Source organism: Phocaeicola plebeius DSM 17135, assembly GCF_000187895.1.
GTDB lineage: Bacteria > Bacteroidota > Bacteroidia > Bacteroidales > Bacteroidaceae > Phocaeicola > Phocaeicola plebeius.
Genome location: NZ_DS990132.1, coordinates 24,342 through 47,934, shown reverse-complemented (window position 1 = coordinate 47,934; position 23,593 = coordinate 24,342). Strand labels below are relative to the sequence as shown.

Genomic DNA, 23,593 nt, shown 5'->3' with positions numbered 1-23,593 from the left:
AATCAAGGTAAAGAAAATTTTACAAGAACAGGGTCAGGATTATTTGAAAATGCATATATCGCCCTGTCATCCTTATCCACACAGAACCGGAATACAGGCAGATTCAAAATATATTTTTTATATGCCTTACCCCTCCAGTCGAATACATAGACAATAGTTCCTTCAAAAGATTTCATGCCCTCTTCTTTATATGTCTTACCTGAATATAACAGATAAACAAAGTGATTGCTGGCAGTGGCATCTATAAACGTCCTGATATTATCGGCACTGATAGGAGCCGCCCTTGCATCACCTTCCTGCATGGGTTGATATTGCGGATAACTATATTGATATTCACATACTTTTCTTACTGATGTGGAGTCTATATGATAAAAATATACAATTTCAGCACTGTTTACAGCATAAACAAACTTATCATTCGAAGGATTATTCTGAAGAGTTCCCTGATAAGCCAGCCCCCTTAAACGGTTCTCAATCTGTTTTTCCTGTGCATCGCGATAGGGAAAATCTCCTAATTTCTGCAATATCTGATTGTTCTTTTGCAGATAAAACATGCAGTCATCGTAAAAGCCAAATGACAGTTCTGTATTAAATTTTGTAGGAAACAGCTTGATGGTACCCGGAAAAGTATCTTTATAGCAAACTTCCGGCTCATTCCTTTGATTCAGGAAGTCATCGACACTCAAAGCAGACAACCTTTTATTCGTATAGTCAAATACGGCACTAGCCGTATCACCACATGGCAAATATTCCATAGGCATTATAAATTCATTACCCCCTTGGCCTTTCCTCCCTAAACCAAGCACCTTATTGCCATGATTCAGGTCTACCAGATGAAATATATTCTCCCCAGCTATATCGTCATACACAAAAAGCATCGAATCAATATATTTCATGCTAAAAGGTTTCCCCCATAAATGTCCATCTGTATTCAGCACTGTGCATTTTATTGTATCACCTCCTGAGAATAACGCATCAATACTACTTTTATCCACATTCTGAGAACATGAGAATAAGCATACAGAAAAAACTACAACAAGACTTCCTAACATAATCCAATAGGTTAAAATAATGAATAAGCCAATTTTGTTTGTACCAAAATTAGGGAAAAATGGAGATACAAAATCTGAAAGTTTTCTGAGAAGAAATTATTTCACTGACAAACAACTGTTTAGAATTCCCTTTTTCAGAAAACTTTCAGATTCAACATCTAAAAACTAAAAAAAGAATCTTTTTCATACGCACTCTCATAATTAAATATACCAAAACAATTTCTGCTTTCTCAAATGTGTCCTGTCATTAAAACGAATACCTTACCAAATAAAATATAGCATCAATCCATAAAACAGAAACACATCTCAAAAATAGATATTTATATGATTACAAACCGACCCAAAGTATAGATATAAGATAGACAGGCTTCTAAACCAAAAGGCAAGGAAATACTTGTATATTAAGCATTTAAAAAATAATCAGACTCTTATAAATAGACAAATGCATTCATCAATATTCCCAAAGCCAGACATCAAGACTTTTTTCCTTCAGATTTTCACCAAGCACTGAACAAATCTTATTCTTTATACGTAATTTACTCCTGGATACTGAGGCAGGAGCTATATTCAAGAAAATAGAAATTTCAGTAATGGAAAAACGGAGTTTGATTAAACTACATAATATTATTTCATGTTCGCTAAGGACAGACACCTCTTTCGACAAACGTTGTGTAAATTTCTGAAAAATATTGTCAGCTATTTTACACACATCCTTCAGTTCTGTTTCATTCAAATAGACAGGTTGCAGATGAAGTTTACGTAAGAATGGTGCTTGCGTCAACAGCAAAGAGCATAGTTCTTTTTCCCTCTTTTCCAATAACAGAACCCTGTCAGATAAAGTCTTTACATCAGACAGTTCACGACCTGAGATGGAATAGGAAGCAATCTTTTCATGTAGCATATTTTTCTCCAACGACAAACGCTCATTTTCCTTTTTCAGCTTCTTAAGTGCCTCTACCTGCTCAACATAAAGTTCTTCTTTCTTATTGTTCTGCTCGAACTGTGACTGAAGTTCTGCAATATATGATTCGTTCTTTTCAACTTCTAATTCTTTATCATGTAGTTGCAAGGCTAAACGGGTTAACTTTTCTTCTTTCTGATGTATGGCAATTCGTTTGTGCAGATAAATATAAATAAGTAAAATACCCAATAACAGAACTATTACTATAGTAAACATCCACCAATAAGTGATATTAGATTTTTCCAGTTCTAACCTTTGCTTTTCTGTTGTCAGTCTTTCATTGTCATATTTTTCCTTGTATGCTATAATCTCCTTGCCTTTGTCAAGGGTTGTTATAGAGTCATTATAGAATAGCAATGAATCACAATAGCTTGTCAAATATTTATGGTACTTGGGCTGATTCCCTAATTTGTACAAGAACTCATATACGGAAGCTTTTGTATAGATATTATCGGTGAGCAATGCTTTATTAAGATAGAAGTAAGCTGAGTCATATTGCTTGAGATAGAAATAATTTTTTCCAATCAATGATGATGACTGGAATTTCACAGGAAAGGATTTTAGGATTTCCAATGATTGTAAGAACTGTGAACTGTTTTTATAAACAAGAGCTATTTCCGTCTGGATGTCATAATAATATGCTTTATTATTAAGTCCTAATTCAACGGCTATATCGCTACATTTCTGATAGGTTTCAATAGCTTTGGGGAGTTCATTTAAGATACAATAGCATCTGGCCAGATATTGTAATGCCCCCATCTGATACCGCTTATTGGAATCCTTCACTGCATAATCGTATGCTTTAGTACATGCTTCAAGTGCGTATGCATTGAGTCTACGATATAAATATAGTTTTCCCAAAGAAGACATAATAAGATATCCGGTTTTATAATCTTCTGTTTTCTCTACTTCTGTTTTACCTTCCAGATAATACTGCATGGCTTCCTCTATATTGCCAAGCTCATAATTTATATCACCCATGTAAAGGGCTGACATTGCTTTTCTACGGGCATTATCCGTAGACTTGTAATAATCGTACGCTATCTTCACAAGCGAATCGGAAGGAATTTTCATTATCAGCTTCACCTTTGCTTGTGAGGTCAGTAGGCACCACAGCGCATGATTCTCTTTGTCTTTACGTGCAGACGGTATCGGCATGGACTCCAATATGTGCAGCGCACTGTCGGGATGGTCGAACATCACCTCCTCCGCTTTTGCAAGTTCTGGCGTTTGCTTTGTTACTTTATGATTCTGGCTGCATCCTACAGTCATTAAAGTAGTACAGATTATGATAATTATATGGGTTCTTATTTTCATGATTGGGTCCTTTTGTTGCTAAATTACAAAAAGTATCAATTCTACATTTTACATATTTCTGAATATTCATAAAGATTTCCTTCACAATACTTTATTTCCATAGGTTTAGAGCGACCTATTCGTTACCCCCCCAAAAAAATCGTATTCTGTCTTCTTAGGAAAAACCGATATCCTTTTCATCTTAATTACATTTAAAATTTTGTCATGACGAAATTAAGTATAAAAATTGTCTTTGTAAAAATTGTTCAGGACCTCCATCCATACAAGAAACACAATCCACTATAATACAAACACATGCAATCAATAAATGTCAGTTCATGTCAGTTGGATCCAAAGGGAGAATCAGACGATAAGCTCCGTTTCCGTCACTATGCAACGTAACGGATGAGAATTGTTTAAGCTTCTTCCTAAAGCGTTCAATCATTTTATAAAAGCTGTCCAATGAATATTCTTCAAGGTCTTTACCCATAATCTGATAAATCTCATATTTGGTCAATGTATGGTCGGATGCTTTGAGAAAGTGCTCCAACAGCACAGACATGGCAGGGGAAAGTTTCTCAATGACACCGTTACCATCACAAAACAAACGCTGTTCGGCATCAAAAAACACATCGTGCTCCAGTCTGTAGACACGGGCCTTTATATGTCTGGTCTTATTGCGTGATTTGGCAGGAAGTAGCGCTTTTTCAACTATCTTTTCCACCACCACAGTTCGTTTCGAAACCAACTGATTCAGTCTGCCGTAAAACAACCAGAAAAAAAATATACATACACCAAAGAAGGACAACCGTTATAACCATTCCACCCGGTAAAAGACTCCACCAGGAATAAGAAATATAACCGGATAATTCCACCTCCAGACGATAACCCAAATAGGTGGAGACCAGACTATCCGACGGAGCAAACTCTTCCAGTGCTCCCGAAGCAAAGGTTGAAACTTTTCTCGACAAATCGGTTATTCTGGAACATACCCCTGTTTTACCTTTTATATCGGATAATGCCAACTGCTTATCCCAGGCATAGTGCAAGGAATCAAAAGGAAATGGATATTTCTCAAGAATTAAGCTGAGATAAATATTCTTATCTCCATCTTTAAAATAAGCATTATTCCGCCTGTGTAAAGGAAGATGATAAACATGAGTTCCATCTTGTAATGCAAACACCACAGAATCTGGAATATCGGTTTCTAAAGTCTTTTGCTGAAATAAAGAAGTGATAGTATGGAAACCATATATCTCCATTTTATCCAATTTCTTCAGTTCGTTTCCCACTGCCTCAAGAAAGACAGCTTTAGCCTGCCGGCTCCATGCTTGCTCACGTTGCTTACACGCATTGAATATCAATATACCATATACTATAGTAAAAAGCATACAAGCAACTAGTACTCCTATCCTGATAATATTCTTTCTTTTAACTATATATGTCGTATTCATTACATTACTTTATACACATATACAAAAATATGTCTTTTCTCTTGAAAACAACTGTCTCTCTGCGCATTTTTTAATTAAGGATATACAATACGGTTAAGCAGGATGTATGATACACTACATCATTGAATGACAATCCTGTTTTAGTCATGGTAAAATGTAAATTATAAGCATCTATGGACACCAACAATCGAATCTGAAAACCAACATTAGCTATCTCTCAAAATCGAGTTCTTTATTTCTTCCATCCGTCGCTACTATGCCAGTCAGTCTGCTATCGTACCTGTTTCAGATGGAATTCTCCATTCGCAAAATAACTGGAAGTAACCATCGTAAAAATGCCACAAATGGCTGATTAATATAGCAGCTACCAGTTCAGACAAAAATTAAATCCTTTATACATTGTATTACATTTGCAATACAATGTAATACACATAAGAAAATGGAAGCAGTAATAAGAAAACAGACCTCATTTCGGTTGCGTGAAGACTTGCTAAAGGTCTTACAGGAAGAAGCCCAAAAAGCCAACAGAAGCCTGAATAACTACGTGGAAAGCATGCTCATGGATGCTGTCTATTCAGAACCGAACGAAGAAACAAAAGCGGCCATCAAGGAAGCACGTACAGGGAAATATGCTGGCACCATAAACACCAGCAGCTTGGAAGCCTTTATAAAATCCTGTGAAGAATGAAGACACTTACGCTATTCAACACAGTTCAAAAAGGATTTCAAAAGATACAGGAATAACCCCAGCAAGCTAGTAAAGCTACTGGAAGTCTTTCGGATGCTCGATAACGAAATAGAACTTCCGGAAAAGTATAGGGTTCACATGCTCAAAGGAGAGTATATGGGGTGCATGGAATGCCATATTGAGGGGGATTTTCTTCTGATATGGCTGGATGTTGAAACAGGCATCATCGACGTGTTAAGACTCGGCAGTCATTCAGAACTATTCAAAAAATATTGATTTTAATACGAATTTTGCATCAGATTCAGTATGTCCCATTCTGGAATATACTGAATCTTCCAATAATTCTCCACTTCTTACTGTTTGCTTCCTATCAACTATCAGATATCCAGCAAAGACCACTACAAAGAAGCAAATTATTTCACTTCAGTTGCTACATTTGTACTAGGGATACTATAGGCTGAGAACATATTTATACAGATATTTATGATTCTCTCCTATGCACCATAACATATTATTTCTAATATGTATAGAAATAACGCTGTGGTCTAAAGCATATCGTTTGACTGGTATTCCTTCCCAATTATAGACCAGTACGATATTACTGGTATAGGCTGAACTTTCTTTATCCAATAATGACGAACCTGAATATAATAAATAGACGTATGATGCATCATACGACAATGACAAAAAGCCTACCGCTTCCTCTTTCCTGTGGGCTATAACAGGTCCTTTCTGAGGAATGGCAAATTGAGGAAAATGATAATATCTATGCGCCGAAGGTGATAGATTGTAGGATTCATCAATATTGTAAAAATCTATTAATCCTTTATATGCGGCAACGAATTTATTTTTATCCGGATGCACCCCTATTAAAGTACCAGCGTACAATGCTGCTTTCTGGTAAGGCTGCAGTGGCTGAATGTCTTTATTGCTTTCAGTTTAAGCATCGCATTAAAACTTCTTTATAATTGATTATTACAGCTTTGCCATTAAAGTTCTCATCCTACAATTATAAGCATCAATGGGACCAACAATCGAATCCGAAAACTGACATTAGCGGTCTCTCAAAATCGAGTTCTTTTATTTCTTCCATCCTATGATGCTATTCTGTTCGCCAGTCTGCTATCGTACCTGTTTCAGATGAGAACACTGCTCCTATTTTATAGAGTTTACGTTGGTCTGCTTCATACTCCCGCGCATAGTCTTTTTCATTTATCTGACGTAAGGCTTCTTCGGCTGTTCCATCCAGTTTAAACTCGAATACATAAACAAAGTCTGGAGTTTCCACAATACAATCTACCCTGCCGTGACTCTGCACTTTTTCCGTATATACCGTGTACACGCTGATAAGGCGCATCAACAGATAGAACGTGTAGTGGAAATAACGCTCCCGTTCACGCTCATTTTCCTTACGGCGCATGGTGTACGGGATGCTGGCTAAAAAGGAAGTAAGATTTATACGAAAATCGTCCAACTCTCCTTTTTTAAGGCATGACACTGCATTTCGTATCCATGAAGGAGTATCTCCATTCGAAAAATAGCTAGAAGCAACCATCGTAAGAAAGCCACGCTTCACCTCCTTATTGGGATAATCCAAAAGGAAGGTGTTTTCTTCCAAATCGAAATCCTTTATCGTCAAGTAACCGCTTTGGTAAATCATTGGTAACGGTTGTTCCACGTTGGCCTTGTAGTCGATGAACTCTTCCGCAGAATAATACTTGCCCGTGATTTCGTTCATATTCTCGTCGGTGTGAGACAGCAGCCGGATAAGATAAGTCGGTGTACCACTCTTGAACCAGTAATCACCTATTCTACCCGTGGAGAAGGCATTAAGAAGACTGAAAGGATTGTAAATATCAGCCATGCAATCACTGAAATGATAGCCGTCATATTGTGCCTTGAGCATCACCCGCATTTCATCGTACGAACAATGGTACACCTCCGACATGGCCTCCATCGGCTCTCGGAAAGTAGTGTCCAGTTCCTCCTGAGAGATGCCGCAAAGCGTCTCATACTTGCCGTGCATACTAATGTCGAAGGGCTGATTGAAACCGCTGAATACACTTACCTGCGAAAACTTCGTCACCCCGGTCAGGAATACAAACTGAAGATGCTCGTCGGCACTCTTGAAAGCGGAATAGAAAGCTTTCAATGTATTTCGGTTCCGCTCTTCCAAAGAAGCATCCGCATCCAATACATCCAGGATTGGTTTGTCATATTCATCAATCAGGACAACGGCTCTCCTTCCGGTATGCTGATGGGCCGCACGAATCACCTCTGCAAAGAAATCGCCCAAACCAAGGTTACGGCTCTTTTCGGGCAAAGCATACTGATCTGCCCATGAAGAAATATAATAGCCGAGCTTTCTTTCCAGTTCCCCGGGAAGCGTGAAATCTGTTCCGTTGAAATCCAGATGAAATACAGGATAAACTTTCCAATCCTGCTCCAGCGCGTCTATCTTCAACCCTTTGAACAGTTCTTTCCTTCCTAGGAAATAGTTCTTCAAGGTAGAGACAAGAAGACTCTTCCCGAAACGGCGCGGACGACTGAGGAAGTAAATCTTGCCTTCCTTTACCAGACTGTAAACCAAATCTGTTTTATCCACATAGACATAGCCGTCTTCTATCAACTGGTCGAAACTCTGGATTCCTATAGGGTACTTCATCTTGAAACAATCTTACAATTTGACTTTATATGCACTCTTACAAAAATAACTCTTTCTTTTGAAAGAGGCTGTCATTTGGCTCATTTTTTCTTCCATAGGAAAACGCACTTGTGTTCAGACTGGAACGCACTTGCGTTTAAGGTAAAACTCCTTTGTGTTTCAGATTAAATGCCTTTGCGTTTGAAGTGAAACGTACTTGCGTTTTCTTCCAAACTCCAAAGAGTTTTTTAAGGGGTACATTTTCTTTCTAAAACAACAAAAAAAGAATGTCATTCCCGAAGCAAGAAAGACTCCTGAAAGCCTTTGCGGGAATGACATTCCTTATTTCAATTAATCTTTGGCGGCGCACTCACACGCCCGGCATCTTAAATACCCAAAGATTTCTTCACAGCATCTACTTTTTCTTTTGCATCAGCTACGGCACCTGCATAGCACTTCGGACAGTGCATTTCGCCCTTGATTTCCATGTAGAACTTAATCTTAGGTTCTGTTCCGGAAGGACGTACAGAAACTTTTGTACCGTCGGCTGTAAAGAACTGAAGTACGTTTGATGTTTCCGGCATATCCAGGTCTGTAGCTTTTCCAGTATTGTCGGTAGCCTTCAATGTCTTGTAGTCTTTCACCAGTACCACTTCCGAACCACCTAATTCTTTCGGCGGGCATGCACGGAAGTTGTCCATCATGGCCTTGATTTCGTCAGCACCTGTCTTACCCGGTTTCACTACGTTGACTGTTACTTCCAGTGAGAAGCCGTATTCTACGTAGATTTCCATCAGCACGTCATACAAGGTCTTGCCCTGATCTTTAGCCCATGCACAGATTTCAGCCAGCAATGAACATGCAGAAACAGCATCTTTATCACGTACGAAGTCTTCTGCCAGGAATCCGTAGCTTTCTTCACCACCACCGATGTATTGTTCCTGACCTTCGCGCAGACGAATCTCACGGGCAATCCATTTGAAGCCGGTGTAGCAATCGAGCATCTTGATATGGTTCTTGTCGGCTACCTTCTTAATCAGTTCCGTAGTAACGATGGTTTTCACGATGAATTCATTGCCTTTCATCTTGCCCATAGCGATACGGTTCTTGATGATGTAGTACAAGAAAATCAAGCAAGTCTGGTTACCGTTAATCAATACCCATTCGCCCTTGCTGTCCTTGCAAGCCATACCTACACGGTCAGCATCCGGGTCGGAAGCCATCACGATGTCGGCATCGATTTCTTTTGCCAGCTTGATGGCCAATGTCAGTGCTTCTGCATTTTCCGGGTTCGGAGATACCACTGTAGGGAAGTCACCGCTCTTCACCATCTGTTCGGCTACGCAATGTACGTTTTCAAAGCCCCACAATTTGAGTGACTGCGGAATCAGTGTCATTCCGGTACCGTGAATCGGAGTGTACACAATCTTCAGGTCTTTCTGACGCTGGATTACTTCCGGGTCGATAGACAATGTGTGTACCTGACGCAGGTATTCGTCGTCAATTTCCTTGCCAACAATCTGAATCAGTTCTTTATTGCCCTGGAACTTGATTTCGCTTACGCTGGTAATCTTGTTCACTTCGTCGATGATACCTTTATCGTGCGGAGCCAGCACCTGTGCACCGTCTTCCCAGTATGCCTTGTAGCCGTTGTATTCTTTCGGGTTGTGAGAAGCAGTGATGTTGATTCCGCTCTGGCAGCCCAGGTGACGGATGGCAAATGACATTTCCGGAGTAGGACGCATATCTTCGAACAAATATACCTTGATGCCGTTGGCAGTAAAGATGTCGGCAGAAATTTCTGCAAACTTACGGCTGTTGTTACGACAGTCGTGACCTACCACTACTGAAATGTCTTTTTTCCCGGCAAAACATTTGTTCAGGTAGTTAGCCAAGCCCTGAGTGGCAGCACCTACCGTGTAGATGTTCATTCTATTGGAACCGGCTCCCATGATACCACGCAAACCTCCTGTTCCGAATTCCAGGTCTTTGTAAAACGCATCAATCAAATCGGTCTTATCCGGATTTTCAAGCATGGCTTTTACTTCGGCCTGTGTTTCGGCATCGTATGCTGCGGTCAACCACGTTTGAGCCTTCTCTGTACACTGTTTAATTAATTCATTGTTTTCCATGATTATAATGTTTAATAAATAATAAATCGTTCCATAAGAGAGAGACAAAAATAAAAGATTCAAAGAAATTATCCTAATAAAAACCTTCGTATTTTTTAGAGTCATTCCAAAAAGATTGTAGCTTCAGGATTTCTTAATATCTTTGTAACCGCTTAACAAATACGAAAAAATGAGACAAAAAATGATACTGGCACTGGTTTTGGGAGGAATGCTGTCTGCCCAGGCCCAGCACGTCCAGGAGAGCAACTTCTGCTCTCCTTTTGATTTTCCGATTCTGCTCAGTGCCAATTTTGGAGAACTTCGCCCGAACCATTTTCACAACGGACTGGACATCAAGACGCAAGGCGTTACAGGTAAACCGATTCACTGCATTGCCGACGGCTATGTGTCGCGCGTGGCAGTGCTGCACGGAGGATACGGACAGGTCATTTACGTGACGCATCCCAACGGACTGACTTCGGTATATGGACACGTGATTTCATTTGCAAAAAACATACAGGCTTGCGTACGCCAATATCAGTATGCGCATGAAACGTTTGTGTGCGACCTGAAATTCCAGCCCGGACAATTCCCGGTGAAGAAAGGAGACATCATTGCCCTGAGCGGCAACGAAGGGGCTTCGGCCGGACCTCACCTGCACCTGGAGCTGCGACGCACCGAAACGGGGGAATATATTGACCCGATGCCGTATTTCAAACATCTGCTGAAAGACAGCAAGGCACCTGTAGGCAGCCTCATCGGTATTTATCCCATACAGGGAAAAGGGGTGGTCAACGGGTCCAGCCATAAGAAACTCCTCGCCATCGGCAACCTGAAACAGCCTGTACACGCATGGGGAGAGATTTATACCGGCATCAGTGCCAAGGATTACATGGACGGTACGTCGAATTTCTACGGGGTACACTCAGTCACGCTGTATGTAGACTCCGTACAGGTATTCAACAGCACAACCGACAAGGTGCTGCCCGATGAAAACCGGATGATCAACGGCTTTACCGACTATGAGGAACTGACCCGCACCCGCCGGCTCATCATGCGTTCCTACAAGCTTCCGGGCAACCGGCTGCGACTGCTGCACACCAACGAGAACCGGGGGGCTGTGACCATCGACGAGGAAAGGGATTATCACTTCCGGTATGTACTAGAAGACAATTTCGGGAACCGCAGGACCTATCAATTTATCGTAAAAGGTAAACGGCAGGATATTCCTGAATACAAGCCGGAAGCCAATGAAATGCTATACTGGAACCGGACCAACGTCATTCAGAAACCGGGTATGGAACTGGTGGTGCCACGCTATCATGTGTACGAGAATGTGCCACTCCGTACAGACATGCGGGGAGACAGTTCACGCATCGCCTTTGACTACATACTGGATGCCGGACGGACACCCATCCACAGCTACTGCGACTTGTCCATCGGCCTGCGCCACATGCCCGTGGCCGACACCACGAAATACTACATCGTGCAGAAAGCCGGAAAATGGCGAAGCTCCATGGGAGGAAAATACGCCAACGGATGGATAAAGACGCGCGTACGCTCACTCGGCACCTTCTCTGTGGACGTGGATACCATTGCCCCGCAAATCACTCCTATCGGTCAGGGCGGATGGCGCACCAGCCGAAATATCCGTTTCCGGATAAAGGATATGGAATCGGGCATCGGAAGCTACAAGGTATACATCGACGGCAAGTTCGTTTTGTTTGGCCTGAAAAAAGGCATTTTAGTGATTCAGGACCCGGAGAAAGTAAAGAAAGGGGTACCGCACAAACTGGAAGTGACGGTGACCGACCAATGCGGAAACATGACACGCAAGGAATACAAATTTTAAAACCGCCTTTTATTTTTAAATCATAAAAAAACAATCTGTTCGTATGAAAATGAAAAGATTACTGCTGGCTGTCCTTCTGCTGACAGCATACATGGCCAACGGATGGGCATGTACAAACTTCATCGTAGGAAAGAAGGCTTCGGCCGACGGTTCCGTCATCGTTTCTTACTCTGCCGATTCTTACGGTATGTTCGGCTATCTGTGCCATTTCCCGGCTGCACAGCATGCTCCGGGCACCATGCGCGACATCTACGACTGGGACTCAGGCAAATACCTCGGTAAAATCAAGGAGGCCAAACAGACGTACAATGTCATCGGCAACATGAACGAATTTCAGGTTACTATCGGAGAAACGACTTTCGGCGGACGTCCGGAACTGGTGGACAGCACCGGCATCATGGACTACGGAAGCCTGATTTACGTGGCACTGCAACGTTCACGCACTGCCAAGGAAGCCATCAAGGTGATGACTGACTTAGTGAAGGAATACGGTTATTACAGCAGCGGTGAGTCTTTCTCCATTGCCGACCCGAACGAAGCATGGATTATGGAAATGATTGGTAAGGGACCGGGCGTGAAAGGAGCCGTATGGGTGGCTGTACGCATTCCGGACGACTGCATTGCCGCACATGCCAACCAGAGCCGCATCCATAAATTTGACATGAACGACAAGGAAAACTGTCTGTACTCGCCCGATGTCATTTCATTTGCCCGTGAGAAAGGTTATTTTAGTGGGGTAAACAAGGATTTCAGCTTTGCCGATGCCTATTGCCCACTCGACTTCAGCGGCTTGCGTTTCTGCGAAGCACGTGTATGGAGTTTCTACAACATGTTCAGCAAATCAACCGGACAGTCTTACCTTTCTTACATTCAAGGTGACAGCAAGGAACCGATGCCTTTGTACGTAAAGCCCGACAACAAGGTTTCCGTACGCGACATCCAGCACGCTATGCGTGACCACTACGAAGGTACGGCCCTCGACATTACAAAAGACATGGGAGCCGGCTGCTTCCAGATGCCTTACCGTCTGTCTCCATTGACATTCAAGGTTGACGGTCAGGAATATTTCAACGAACGCCCCATCTCTACTCAGCAGAGTGCGTTCGTATTCGTATCGCAGATGCGCTCTACCCTGCCCGACGCCATCGGGGGTGTACTTTGGTTCGGACTGGACGATGCCAACATGACGGTGTTCACTCCGGTGTACTGCAACACCGACAAGGTACCTTATCCGTATCAGCAGGAGAACGGTGACTGCGTGACTTTCTCATGGGACTCTGCTTTCTGGATTTACAACTGGGTAGCCGACATGATTCGTCCGCGCTACAACCTGATGGTAGAAGACATGCGCACCGTACAGAATACGCTGGAAGATACCTATGCACAATCGCAGGAAGGCATTGAAAGTGCAGCCCTGAAACTGTATCAGCAGAATCCGGCCAAGGCTAAAGAATACCTGACCAACTATACGCACATGACGGCTCAGACTGCCGTAGACAGCTGGAAGAAGTTGGGAGAATTTTTGATTGTACGCTACAACGACGGTGCGGTAAAACGCATGCAGAACGGACAGCTGCAACGTCCGGAAACAGGAAACACGGCTCCGCTGGACCGTCCGGGATACAGCAAGGAATTCTTGCAGGAACTGGTAAAAGCAACCGGCGAACGCTATAAAATGAAAGAGCTGAAGTAGGATATTTTTCTGCTGCTTTCTCATTCTACAATCAAAAGTTATGATTATTTTTGCAAAAAATAAAGCATATAAGCGAATCAGAACAAGCTAAATGATAGAGAAACATATTGTACTCGAAGATATCGACCCGGTAATCTTCTACGGCCCCAACAACGCCCACATACAAATGATCAAGGCCCTGTTCCCGAAACTGAGAATAGTGGCACGCGGCAATGTCATCAAGGTCATGGGAGATGAGGAGGAAATGTGTGCCTTCGAAGAAGCCGTTCTTGCACTGGAAAAATATTGCGTGCAATATAACTCGCTCAATGAGGAAACGATTCTCGACATCGTAAAAGGCAATGCGCCTAAAACGGAAAAGGCGGGAAACGCCATCGTGTTCAGTGTGACGGGTAAGCCCATCATCCCCAGAAGCGAGAACCAGCTGAAACTGGTGCAGGAGTTTGAAAAGAATGACATGATTTTTGCCATCGGTCCCGCCGGTTCGGGTAAGACCTATACCGCCATTGCACTGGCAGTACGCGCGCTGAAGAACAAGGAAATCAAAAAAATCATCCTGAGCCGCCCTGCCGTGGAAGCGGGCGAGAAATTGGGTTTCCTGCCGGGCGACATGAAAGATAAAATCGATCCTTACCTGCAACCGCTGTACGATGCCTTGCAGGACATGATTCCGGCTGCCAAGCTGAAGGAATACATGGAGCTGAATGTCATCCAGATTGCCCCGCTGGCCTTCATGCGTGGACGTACGCTGAATGATGCCGTAGTTATTCTGGACGAAGCCCAGAACACGACTACCCAGCAAATCAAGATGTTTCTCACCCGTATGGGTATGAACACCAAAATGATTGTCACGGGAGATATGACACAGATTGACCTTCCCGCTTCGCAAACTTCCGGACTCGTGCAAGCCATCAAGATTCTGAAGGGTGTAAAAGGCATCAGCTTCATCGAACTGAACAAGAAAGACATCGTACGCCATAAACTGGTGACACGCATCGTGGAGGCTTACGAAAAATTCGAGGAAAAAGAGAAAGCAGAAAGAAAAACTACGCGTACGGCTAAAGAACCGGAAAAAACGCCGCAGGCATAAACCATAAATGGATTCTATTCATTACTAAACATAACAAGACAATGAGTAAAGCATTAACAAAAACAGACTTTCACTTTCCTGGACAGAAAAGTGTGTATCATGGAAAAGTACGTGATGTGTATAACATCAATGACGAAAAGTTGGTAATGGTTGCTACCGACCGTATCTCGGCGTTCGACGTCGTATTGCCGGAAGGTATCCCTTATAAAGGACAGATGCTGAACCAGATTGCAGCCAAATTCCTGGATGCAACGACTGACATCTGCCCGAACTGGAAACTGGCTACTCCCGACCCGATGGTAACAGTGGGCGTAATGTGTCAGGGATTTCCTGTTGAAATGATTGTACGCGGTTACTTGTGCGGAAGTGCATGGCGTGCTTACAAGAGCGGTGTACGCGAAATCTGCGGTGTACGTCTGCCGGAAGGCATGAGAGAAAACGAAAAGTTCCCTCATCCGATTATCACTCCGACTACCAAAGCTGAAATGGGATTGCATGACGAGGACATCTCTAAAGAAGAAATCCTGGCGAAAGGTCTGGCTACTCCTGAAGAATATGCCACACTGGAAAAATATACATTAGCTTTGTTCGAACGCGGTACTCAGATGGCTGCTGAACGCGGCTTGATTCTGGTGGATACCAAATATGAATTCGGAAAGCACAACGGTGAAATCTACTTGATGGACGAAATCCATACTCCGGACTCCAGCCGTTATTTCTATTCTGAAGGCTACCAGGAACGCTTCGAAAAAGAAGAACCGCAGAAACAGTTGTCTAAAGAATTCGTACGCGAATGGCTGATGGCCAACGGATTCCAAGGTAAGGAAGGACAGCAGGTTCCTGAAATGACTCCGGCTATCGTAGAATCTATCAGCGACCGCTACATTGAACTGTACGAACACATCACTGGCGAAAGCTTCGTGAAGGGTGAAACAGAAGACCTGACCAAACGTATCGAAAAGAACGTAACAGATTATTTGACTCTTTAATATCCCTATCTCCCTTTAAGGCGGCTCGTGCTACCTTAAAGGGAGATTCAAAATTTATCCCATCCTAATATTTTTCGCATGTCTCACTATCCACAAGAAAAAATCAAGCCATATAATGAAGATGAGGGCAAGGCTGCTCAGGTAGAGAAAATGTTCGACCATATCGCCCCGGCCTACGACAACCTGAACCACCTGATGTCATGGGGAATCGACAAAAGCTGGAGAAGAAAGGCCATCCGCCTGCTGAAGCCCTATCACCCGCAACGCATCATGGACGTGGCTACCGGAACGGGAGACTTTGCCATTCAGGCCTGCCAGATGCTGCAACCTGCCGAACTGATTGGTACGGACATTTCGGAAGGCATGATGAACGTAGGACGGGAAAAAGTGAAACAGCTGGGACTGGACAAGCAGATTTCTTTTGCGAAAGAGGACTGTACAGCTTTGTCGTTCCCAGACAACCGGTTCGATGCCATTACCGTAGCATTCGGTATCCGTAATTTTGAACACTTGGACCTCGGCCTGAAAGAAATGTACAGGGTACTGGTTCCCGGAGGACATCTTGTCATCCTGGAACTGTCGGAACCAGAACATTTCCCCATGAAACAAGGATATGCAGTTTACTCCAAGGTGGTGATACCTGCACTGGGAAGACTGCTGTCGAAAGACCGTAGTGCCTATACTTATCTTCCTGAATCCATCAAGGCTTTCCCTCAAGGAGAAATCATGCAGGAAATTATCCGGAAAGCCGGCTTCAGCCAGGTAGAATTCAAGCGCCTGACAATGGGTACTTGCACACTCTATTTCGCTACCAAATAACTAAATTCTTTGAACCTTATGAAAAAATTTGGCTTAATCGGCTATCCGCTCGGACACTCATTCTCCAGAAATTTTTTCAATGAGAAGTTCCATTCCGAGAATATTGATGCCGAATATGTGAACTTTGAAATTCCAAGCATTGATGAACTTCCGCACATCATTCAGGCAAATCCTTCGCTTGCAGGACTGAATGTGACTATCCCTTACAAAGAGAAAGTTATTTCCTATCTGGACGAACTGGATAAGGATGCACGCGAAATCGGAGCGGTGAACGTAATTAAAGTGGAACACACCAAGGGAGGCACCAAACTGAAAGGATATAATTCGGACATTATCGGGTTTGTGCGTTCCATCGAAGCGCTGCTGGAACCTTATCACAAGAAGGCATTGATCTTGGGTACCGGAGGAGCTTCCAAAGCCATTCATCAAGGACTGAAGCAACTGGGACTGGAGGTGCTGTTCGTTTCACGCAACAAGCACAATGACATGACCATTACTTACGAAGAAATTACACCTGAAATCATGCAGGAATACAAGGTGATTGTCAACTGCACACCGGTGGGTATGTATCCGAAAGCGGATGAATGTCCGAATATTCCGTATGAACTGCTGACTCCCCAGCACTTGCTGTATGACTTGCTGTACAACCCCAACACCACGCTTTTCATGAAAAAAGGCAGCGACCAGGGAGCCATCGTAAAGAATGGCCTGGAAATGCTCCTGCTGCAGGCATTCGGGGCTTGGGACATCTGGAACAGCTAAACATTTACCCTAACATGACACTGAAGAAAAAAATTGGCTGGACGGCAGGCATTCTGCTTGTACTGATAGCGGGTATTTGCATAGGAGGAAGCCTTTACCTGATAGACTTTTCACTCCGCCCGGAAAACCGGGGAAAGAATATGGAGGAATCTGAAGCGTTCATGCGAACTGAATATCCGCAGATTGTTCCCTGGCTGGACAGCCTGCAACAGCATCATGCCTTGCGGGATACGTTTATCACCGCACCAGACGGAATCCGGATGCATGCGTTTTATGCACATGCTTCCCGCCCTACCCGACGTACGGCCATCATCGTACACGGATATACAGACAATGCCATCCGCATGTTCCATATCGGCTACCTATATAACCACTCGCTGGATTACAACATTCTGCTGCCCGACCTGCGTTACACGGGACTGACAGAAGGAGATGCCATACAGATGGGCTGGCTCGACAGAAAGGATGTGTTGCAATGGATTGATACAGCTCCGGCTTTGTTTGGCGACTCGCTGAAGGCGGTGGTTCACGGTATTTCGATGGGGGCTGCCACCACAATGATGGTGTCGGGAGAAAAAACACCTGAATACATCACCTGCTTTGTGGAAGACTGTGGCTATACCAGCGTGTGGGACCAGTTCAGCAAAGAGTTGAAAGGCCTTTTCGGACTCCCCCCCTTCCCGTTGCTCTATACGGCCAGCTGGATTTGCCAACTCCAGAACGGATGGAACTTTCAGGAGGCGTCTGCCCTCTCGCAAGTAGCTCGCTGTACGAAGCCCATGCTCTTCATCCATGGCGACAACGATGATTTTGTACCCACATGGATGGTACACAAGGTGTATGCCGCCAAGCCTTCTCCTAAGGAAATCTGGATTACAGAAGGCGTAGATCACGCACATTCCTACAAATTGTATCCGGATGAGTACACAGAAAAGGTAAAAGCGTTTACTGACAAATATGTTCGCTGAAACAGATAAAAACAAACCGGGTGTTTCAACTTGCCCAATGAAACACCCGGTTTGTTTTTATTCCTTCTATAATATATAGGCACTTATGCCTGAAGTTCTTCGCATTCTTTCAACCACAATGCAGCACTGGCATCACTCGGCATACGCCAGTCTCCTCGCGGACTCAAAGATACGGAACCAACTTTCGGCCCATCGGGCAAGCAGGAACGCTTGAACTGTTGCGCAAAGAAACGGCGATAGAAGTTGGTAAGCCACTTCTTGATAGTCGTGCTGTCGTACACCCCACGGAAGGCAATCTCGGCCAGATAGAAAATCTTTGCCGGACGGAAACCAAAGCGCAGGAAATGGAAGAGGAAGAAATCGTGCAATTCATACGGTCCGACCAGATCTTCTGTTTTCTGCTTGATGTTGCCGTTCTCATCGGCCGGAATCAGTTCCGGGCTGATAGGTGTATCGATAATATCCAGCAAGGTGTTTCGTGAAAGCGTATCTACACCGGTCTGGGCCACCCAGTTTACCAAGTAGCGAACCAGGGTTTTAGGAATGCTGGCATTTACTCCATACATGGACATGTGGTCACCATTGTACGTAGCCCATCCCAAAGCAAGCTCTGAAAGGTCACCGGTACCGATTACCAGTCCGCCAATCTTGTTGGCATAATCCATCAATATCTGGGTTCTCTCTCTGGCTTGACCGTTTTCGTAGGTCACATCATGCACGGACATATCCTGACCTATATCCTGAAAATGCTGGATGCAGGCATCCTTTATACTGATTTCTTTCGTAGTAACCTGCAGAGAGCTCATCAGTGAAAGTGCATTGTGGTAGGTACGGTCTGTGGTACCGAAGCCCGGCATGGTGACTCCCACAATACCCTTACGAGACAGATTCAACTTATCAAAGGTCTTGACACAAACCAAAAGCGCCAAGGTAGAATCCAGTCCACCGGAGATACCTAACACCACCGTCTTACAATTGGTGTGTACCAAGCGCTTGGCCAGTCCGGCTACCTGAATAGAGAAAATCTCCTCGCAACGTTCGTCCAGCTGGCGTTCACCAGAAGGCACAAACGGATGAGGTTCTACCGAACGGGTAAGAGTCAAATCGCGGGAAGCAACAAGTGCGGTAGAGATATGCTGCATAGGATGCTGGTCGCGATACATACGTACGCTGCTGGAGAAAGTGGTATTCGTCAGACGTTCTCCTCTCAAACGCTCCACATCTATCTCGCTGACCACAAGCTGTTCTTCAAATGAGAAACGGTCGGAAGCGGCAAGCAGGCTTCCATTCTCGTAAATCAATGCGTTTCCGGCAAAAACCACATCGGTGGTAGATTCCCCGAAACCGCAGGATGAAAATACATATCCAGCCAGACAACGAGCTGACTGCTGTGCCAACAACGAACGGAGATACTGATGCTTGCTGATATTTTCGGTATCGGCAGACAGGTTGAAGATAATCTCCGCGCCTTTCAGGGCCAGTGCAGAGCTGGGAGGAACAGGTGCCCATACGTCCTCACACAACTCAATTCCGAAACATACATCCGGTGTATCGAACAGCAGGTTTGTACCCATCGGCACCACCTGACCACACAAACGTACATTCATGGAATCCGGATGGGCCACAGCAGAAGTAAACCAGCGTTTCTCGTAGAATTCTTTATAATTAGGCAGATAAGTCTTAGGCACAATACCCAGAATCTTACCTTTCTGAAAAACCACGGCACAGTTCATCAGCGTGGAATTGACCACGACCGGCATACCGACAATGGAAATAATGTCCAGCTGACGGGTATTATTGACAATCTGCATCAAAGCCAGTTCAGCCTGCTCAAGCAATAAACTTTGCGCAAACAAATCTCCACAGGAATATCCTGTCAGGTTCAATTCCGGAAAAACAATAATCTGAATCCCCTTTCCATCGGCTATTACAATCTGTTTTTCCGTCTGTTGTGCATTGAATTTGCAGTCGGCTACTTTCACTGCAGGAACGGCAGCCGCTACTTTTACAAAACCAAATCTCATATAATTTGTTATATATAAATAGATATGCAAAAATAAACAGAATATTTGAACATCTACACAGAATAAAGAGGGAGATTTTAAAGAAAAGGCATAAAGCAAAAAAAATAAAAAACAGAGGAGAGTATTTGTGGTTATAAAAAATCTTTGTATATTTGCCTTCGAATTAGAATTGTAACAATTACATAATTGAAAATAGATATGACAGCATACGAATACTTGCTCAGTTACCACATCAAGCCGTCTGTACAACGCATCGCCATCATGGACTATCTGTTGAACCATAAAACACATCCATGTATCGATGAGATATATACAGCTTTGTGCAAGGAAATCCCCACGCTCTCTAAAACAACGGTATATAATACGCTGAAGTTGTTTGTAGAACACGGCGCGGCAAAAATGCTGACCATAGATGAAAAAAATGCCTGCTTTGACGGAGATGTGCATCCGCATGCGCATTTTCAATGCAAGGTCTGCAATAAAATCTACGATGTAGAGATTCCACAGAATCTCAGTGAGGCAGAACCTTTCCGCAAAGAAGGTTTTATCGTGGAAGAAGTGCATCAGTATTATAAGGGAGTTTGCCCCGAATGTGCTGAAAAAGGATTGATGAATAACTAAGAATTAACTTATTAATATTATAACTAACTACTTAAAATTTTTGACTTATGAAAAAGTTTATCTGTACAGTTTGTGGTTACATTTACGAAGGTGAAACAGCTCCTGAAAAGTGTCCGTTGTGTAAAGCTCCTGCTTCTAAATTCAAAGAAATGGAAGAAGCTGAAGGTGGTTTGCAGTTTGTAGACGAACATGTAATCGGCGTAGCTAAAGGTTGCGACGACGAAATGATCAAAGACCTGAACAACCACTTCATGGGCGAATGTACTGAAGTTGGTATGTACCTGGCTATGAGCCGTCAGGCTGACCGCGAAGGCTATCCTGAAGTAGCAGAAGCTTTCAAACGTTATGCTTGGGAAGAAGCTGAACACGCTGCTAAATTCGCAGAACTGTTGGGTGACTGTGTATGGGATACTAAGACAAACCTTGAAAAACGTATGAACGCTGAATGCGGTGCTTGCGAAGACAAGAAACGTATCGCTACTCGTGCTAAACAGCTGAACCTGGATGCTATCCACGATACTGTTCACGAAATGGCTAAGGACGAAGCTCGTCACGGAAAAGGTTTCGAAGGCTTGTATAACAGATACTTCAAGAAATAATTGAAAGTATAGCTTTCATCACTAACGGAGGCCACCTCAATCACGAGGATGGCCTCTATTTTTTTCTCTTTGAGAACCATAAAAGCTGAATTCACAGTTCTTTAATCAAAGTCAGTACTCCTTAGGCAGTACCGGAGTACTTCTTCGTCAGTACTTCAGTACTTCCTTTGCAGTACTGAAGTATTTCCCTGAAAGTACTGGGAAAACATATTTTTCTACATATAAGAAAGGCTGCCCCAATTCTCCTGGAACAGCCCTGTCTTGTTTATATATCTACCCAAATGATTAACGGTTTGTCTTTCCCAACCAGGTCAGTCGATGCCAGATAGTTTCCAACGGGCCACGTTTGAAATGGCGGAACCACCAGTGAGCAAAAGCAAGCTGGGCCAGGAAAAATGCGATTCCGACCAATAAACTCAACGTAGTGCCACAAGATTTATGCAAGGCCAGTCCGTAACCGAAATACAGAAAACTTCCTATCACTGATTGCATGATATAGTCAGTCAGACTCATTCTTCCGTAGGGAACAAGTATCTTCAGTATCCGCCCCTTCCCCATCCAATACAACAAGAGGAATGCGGATACAATGGCCAGCATAAAGCAGAAGTTATACCAAGAATTGAAAATGGTCTTCAAACTGTCAAGCATCAAAGGCTGTGAAGTAATTGAGAAAATAAAACCTTTGAGAAAATAGAAAATCACCGCCAAAGGAAGTGAAAAGCATAACACATAAGTCCAGAATGTACGTGCCTTTGTCAGAGCTGCTTCAGAAGAAGAATCAAAATACCCCACACGTCCTATCCACAAACCAAGGATAAACAAAGAGCAGGTTTGGAAAACTCGTCCGTAGCACCAGGCCCAGTTCAGGCTGGCCAATTGACCGATTGTGAAATTTACCTTCACCATCTCCCACCAGGATTCACCTCCCAACTGAGGATATACATCACCCAACGAGAAAATCATCTGCTTCGGTGCATACTCAGGATTGACAAAACCACACAGCACTTTCAGCCATTCCACGGGCTGCAGCATCAATATCAGTGCCAGTATCAGTAATCCCTTGTTGCTCCAATGACGCACAGGTACAAGAATAAAACCTAAAATGGCATATAGCACCAAGATTTCACCCGGGAAAAACAAAGAATTGACAAAGCCGAAACCCAGTAATAGCAGCAAGCGCCACATATAGCGGTTCCTAAAATCTTCTCCTCTTTTTTCCGATCCCCGGCTCTGCAAATAGAACGTGAAACCGAACAGCAAGGCAAAAATAGCGTATGCCTTACCCGAGAACGTGAAGAACAACATGTCCCACAAGCTTTTGTCCAAAGCACCAAGCACCGGAGAAGTCGTTTCCGGAAAAGAATAAAAATTAAAATGTTCAATGTTATGAAGCAGGATAATCCCCATTACCGCGAATCCTCGTAACGCATCAATAGCCAGGATTCGCTCTTTCTTTTGAATGTTTTCCATCGTCTGTAAAATTAACAATAAAAAACGGGAAACCTGTTTTTAAAAAGCAGGCTTCCCGTTTCTACAATTATGGCACGCCATCTCCCACAAAAGAGAATGTGCCTTATCTCATATTTTTATCTTAGTTCTTTGCAGAATCATTTACGGCAGCCGGAGCAGTAGTAGCCGCAGCATCAGTCTTCTGAGGAGCAGCAAAACCTGCAGGAGCATTCAACGGATTTGTTTTCTGCTCTTTTACAGCCTGTTCCATGATTACTGAAGAACCTTCTGCCTGAGAAGGAACTACGTAAGAAGTAGCTACACTGATTACTACCATGAAAGCAGCCAAACCCCAAGTCAGTTTTTCAATAAAGTCAGTTGTCTTACGAACTCCCATAATCTGATTAGACGAAGCAAAGCTGGAAGAGAGTCCTCCTCCTTTTGAATTCTGTATCAGTACCACGAAGCACATCAATACAGCAGCAAGTACCATTAATACAACAAATAATAAATACATTTTC

The 23,593-nt window shown here is 43.4% G+C and carries 20 protein-coding genes and 1 pseudogene; 11 read left to right on the top strand and 10 right to left on the bottom strand.

Annotation, left to right across the window (positions count from 1 at the left end):
• Positions 1 to 2: 2 nt before the first annotated feature.
• The 4 genes from BACPLE_RS12355 to BACPLE_RS12340 all read right to left on the bottom strand — a co-directional run bounded on the left by BACPLE_RS12355 (position 3) and on the right by BACPLE_RS12340 (position 4,763).
• Complete coding sequence (locus tag BACPLE_RS12355) at positions 3 to 1,052, bottom strand: BF3164 family lipoprotein (protein WP_081458131.1); 1,050 nt, start codon at positions 1,050 to 1,052, stop codon at positions 3 to 5.
• A 451-nt stretch (positions 1,053 to 1,503) separates the two neighbouring features.
• A complete protein-coding gene (locus BACPLE_RS12350) occupies positions 1,504 to 3,330 on the bottom strand; it encodes a tetratricopeptide repeat protein (RefSeq protein WP_040313118.1) in 1,827 nt (608 codons plus the stop codon).
• Positions 3,331 to 3,640: 310 nt separating this feature from the next.
• On the bottom strand, positions 3,641 to 4,033 hold the full coding sequence (locus tag BACPLE_RS19730) for a hypothetical protein (protein ID WP_007562423.1): 393 nt from the start codon (positions 4,031 to 4,033) through the stop codon (positions 3,641 to 3,643).
• Positions 4,017 to 4,763, bottom strand: a complete 747-nt coding sequence (locus BACPLE_RS12340; protein WP_007562421.1) for a hypothetical protein — start codon at positions 4,761 to 4,763, stop codon at positions 4,017 to 4,019. Before BACPLE_RS12340 ends, BACPLE_RS19730 begins: the two co-directional genes overlap by 17 nt.
• A gap of 439 nt (positions 4,764 to 5,202) precedes the next feature.
• Between BACPLE_RS12340 and BACPLE_RS12335 the strand changes: the two genes are divergently transcribed.
• Both BACPLE_RS12335 and BACPLE_RS12330 read left to right on the top strand, forming a co-directional pair.
• A complete protein-coding gene (locus BACPLE_RS12335; protein WP_007562419.1) occupies positions 5,203 to 5,451 on the top strand; it encodes a hypothetical protein in 249 nt (82 codons plus the stop codon).
• A 15-nt stretch (positions 5,452 to 5,466) separates the two neighbouring features.
• A pseudogene (locus BACPLE_RS12330) lies at positions 5,467 to 5,727 on the top strand (type II toxin-antitoxin system YafQ family toxin); the annotation flags it as partial.
• A 174-nt stretch (positions 5,728 to 5,901) separates the two neighbouring features.
• Here the strand turns inward: BACPLE_RS12330 and BACPLE_RS19900 are convergent.
• The 3 genes from BACPLE_RS19900 to BACPLE_RS12320 all read right to left on the bottom strand — a co-directional run bounded on the left by BACPLE_RS19900 (position 5,902) and on the right by BACPLE_RS12320 (position 10,227).
• A complete protein-coding gene (locus tag BACPLE_RS19900; RefSeq protein WP_007562414.1) occupies positions 5,902 to 6,339 on the bottom strand; it encodes a BF3164 family lipoprotein in 438 nt (145 codons plus the stop codon).
• Between the two features lie 214 nt (positions 6,340 to 6,553).
• Complete coding sequence (locus BACPLE_RS12325) at positions 6,554 to 8,116, bottom strand: ATP-binding protein (protein WP_007562409.1); 1,563 nt, start codon at positions 8,114 to 8,116, stop codon at positions 6,554 to 6,556.
• Positions 8,117 to 8,481: 365 nt separating this feature from the next.
• On the bottom strand, positions 8,482 to 10,227 hold the full coding sequence (locus BACPLE_RS12320) for a phospho-sugar mutase (RefSeq protein WP_040313114.1): 1,746 nt from the start codon (positions 10,225 to 10,227) through the stop codon (positions 8,482 to 8,484).
• Positions 10,228 to 10,396: 169 nt separating this feature from the next.
• On the opposite strand from BACPLE_RS12320, the gene BACPLE_RS12315 reads away from it, so the two are divergent.
• From BACPLE_RS12315 to BACPLE_RS12285, 7 genes are all read left to right on the top strand, one after another.
• Positions 10,397 to 12,058 carry a M23 family metallopeptidase gene (locus BACPLE_RS12315; RefSeq protein ID WP_007562402.1) on the top strand — a complete coding sequence of 554 codons (1,662 nt, stop codon included), beginning with the start codon at positions 10,397 to 10,399 and terminating at the stop codon, positions 12,056 to 12,058.
• Between the two features lie 43 nt (positions 12,059 to 12,101).
• Positions 12,102 to 13,751: a C69 family dipeptidase gene (locus BACPLE_RS12310; RefSeq protein ID WP_007562401.1), complete on the top strand. Its 1,650-nt coding sequence runs from the start codon at positions 12,102 to 12,104 to the stop codon at positions 13,749 to 13,751.
• 91 nt (positions 13,752 to 13,842) lie between these two features.
• The gene (locus BACPLE_RS12305) at positions 13,843 to 14,841 is read left to right on the top strand and encodes a PhoH family protein (RefSeq protein ID WP_007562399.1); all 999 of its coding nucleotides are present in this window, start codon (positions 13,843 to 13,845) and stop codon (positions 14,839 to 14,841) included.
• A 41-nt stretch (positions 14,842 to 14,882) separates the two neighbouring features.
• Entirely contained in the window at positions 14,883 to 15,830 is a 948-nt protein-coding gene (locus BACPLE_RS12300; protein WP_007562397.1) for a phosphoribosylaminoimidazolesuccinocarboxamide synthase, read from the top strand.
• Between the two features lie 78 nt (positions 15,831 to 15,908).
• A complete protein-coding gene (gene ubiE / locus BACPLE_RS12295; protein WP_007562395.1) occupies positions 15,909 to 16,649 on the top strand; it encodes a bifunctional demethylmenaquinone methyltransferase/2-methoxy-6-polyprenyl-1,4-benzoquinol methylase UbiE in 741 nt (246 codons plus the stop codon).
• A gap of 18 nt (positions 16,650 to 16,667) precedes the next feature.
• Positions 16,668 to 17,411 (top strand): shikimate dehydrogenase family protein, encoded by a 744-nt coding sequence (locus BACPLE_RS12290; protein ID WP_007562393.1) that lies wholly within the window; start codon positions 16,668 to 16,670, stop codon positions 17,409 to 17,411.
• 14 nt (positions 17,412 to 17,425) lie between these two features.
• Positions 17,426 to 18,379 carry an alpha/beta hydrolase gene (locus BACPLE_RS12285; RefSeq protein WP_007562392.1) on the top strand — a complete coding sequence of 318 codons (954 nt, stop codon included), beginning with the start codon at positions 17,426 to 17,428 and terminating at the stop codon, positions 18,377 to 18,379.
• An 83-nt stretch (positions 18,380 to 18,462) separates the two neighbouring features.
• On the opposite strand, the gene BACPLE_RS12280 is transcribed toward BACPLE_RS12285, so the two are convergent.
• Complete coding sequence (locus BACPLE_RS12280) at positions 18,463 to 20,403, bottom strand: NAD(+) synthase (RefSeq protein ID WP_007562390.1); 1,941 nt, start codon at positions 20,401 to 20,403, stop codon at positions 18,463 to 18,465.
• Positions 20,404 to 20,601: 198 nt separating this feature from the next.
• Between BACPLE_RS12280 and BACPLE_RS12275 the strand changes: the two genes are divergently transcribed.
• Positions 20,602 to 21,024, top strand: a complete 423-nt coding sequence (locus BACPLE_RS12275; RefSeq protein WP_007562388.1) for a Fur family transcriptional regulator — start codon at positions 20,602 to 20,604, stop codon at positions 21,022 to 21,024.
• 47 nt (positions 21,025 to 21,071) lie between these two features.
• Entirely contained in the window at positions 21,072 to 21,623 is a 552-nt protein-coding gene (locus BACPLE_RS12270) for an NADH peroxidase (protein WP_007562386.1), read from the top strand.
• Positions 21,624 to 21,908: 285 nt separating this feature from the next.
• Here the strand turns inward: BACPLE_RS12270 and BACPLE_RS12265 are convergent, their stop codons facing one another.
• Positions 21,909 to 23,093, bottom strand: coding sequence for a DUF418 domain-containing protein (locus BACPLE_RS12265; RefSeq protein WP_007562384.1), 1,185 nt, complete (start codon positions 23,091 to 23,093; stop codon positions 21,909 to 21,911).
• 121 nt (positions 23,094 to 23,214) lie between these two features.
• Positions 23,215 to 23,589 (bottom strand): preprotein translocase subunit SecG, encoded by a 375-nt coding sequence (gene secG, locus BACPLE_RS12260; RefSeq protein ID WP_007562383.1) that lies wholly within the window; start codon positions 23,587 to 23,589, stop codon positions 23,215 to 23,217.
• Between the last annotated feature and the right edge of the window lie 4 nt (positions 23,590 to 23,593).

Excerpts from the sequence above, each read along its gene's own strand:
- BACPLE_RS12355 (WP_081458131.1), bottom strand. The coding sequence starts at position 1,052 with ATGTTAGGAAGTCTTGTTGTAGTTTTTTCTGTATGCTTATTCTCATGT.
- BACPLE_RS12350 (WP_040313118.1), bottom strand. The coding sequence starts at position 3,330 with ATGAAAATAAGAACCCATATAATTATCATAATCTGTACTACTTTAATG.
- BACPLE_RS12340 (WP_007562421.1), bottom strand. The coding sequence starts at position 4,763 with ATGAATACGACATATATAGTTAAAAGAAAGAATATTATCAGGATAGGA.
- BACPLE_RS12335 (WP_007562419.1), top strand. The coding sequence starts at position 5,203 with ATGGAAGCAGTAATAAGAAAACAGACCTCATTTCGGTTGCGTGAAGAC.
- BACPLE_RS12325 (WP_007562409.1), bottom strand. The coding sequence starts at position 8,116 with ATGAAGTACCCTATAGGAATCCAGAGTTTCGACCAGTTGATAGAAGAC.
- BACPLE_RS12320 (WP_040313114.1), bottom strand. The coding sequence starts at position 10,227 with ATGGAAAACAATGAATTAATTAAACAGTGTACAGAGAAGGCTCAAACG.
- BACPLE_RS12315 (WP_007562402.1), top strand. The coding sequence starts at position 10,397 with ATGAGACAAAAAATGATACTGGCACTGGTTTTGGGAGGAATGCTGTCT.
- BACPLE_RS12310 (WP_007562401.1), top strand. The coding sequence starts at position 12,102 with ATGAAAATGAAAAGATTACTGCTGGCTGTCCTTCTGCTGACAGCATAC.
- BACPLE_RS12305 (WP_007562399.1), top strand. The coding sequence starts at position 13,843 with ATGATAGAGAAACATATTGTACTCGAAGATATCGACCCGGTAATCTTC.
- BACPLE_RS12300 (WP_007562397.1), top strand. The coding sequence starts at position 14,883 with ATGAGTAAAGCATTAACAAAAACAGACTTTCACTTTCCTGGACAGAAA.
- ubiE (WP_007562395.1), top strand. The coding sequence starts at position 15,909 with ATGTCTCACTATCCACAAGAAAAAATCAAGCCATATAATGAAGATGAG.
- BACPLE_RS12290 (WP_007562393.1), top strand. The coding sequence starts at position 16,668 with ATGAAAAAATTTGGCTTAATCGGCTATCCGCTCGGACACTCATTCTCC.
- BACPLE_RS12285 (WP_007562392.1), top strand. The coding sequence starts at position 17,426 with ATGACACTGAAGAAAAAAATTGGCTGGACGGCAGGCATTCTGCTTGTA.
- BACPLE_RS12280 (WP_007562390.1), bottom strand. The coding sequence starts at position 20,403 with ATGAGATTTGGTTTTGTAAAAGTAGCGGCTGCCGTTCCTGCAGTGAAA.
- BACPLE_RS12275 (WP_007562388.1), top strand. The coding sequence starts at position 20,602 with ATGACAGCATACGAATACTTGCTCAGTTACCACATCAAGCCGTCTGTA.
- BACPLE_RS12270 (WP_007562386.1), top strand. The coding sequence starts at position 21,072 with ATGAAAAAGTTTATCTGTACAGTTTGTGGTTACATTTACGAAGGTGAA.
- BACPLE_RS12265 (WP_007562384.1), bottom strand. The coding sequence starts at position 23,093 with ATGGAAAACATTCAAAAGAAAGAGCGAATCCTGGCTATTGATGCGTTA.
- secG (WP_007562383.1), bottom strand. The coding sequence starts at position 23,589 with ATGTATTTATTATTTGTTGTATTAATGGTACTTGCTGCTGTATTGATG.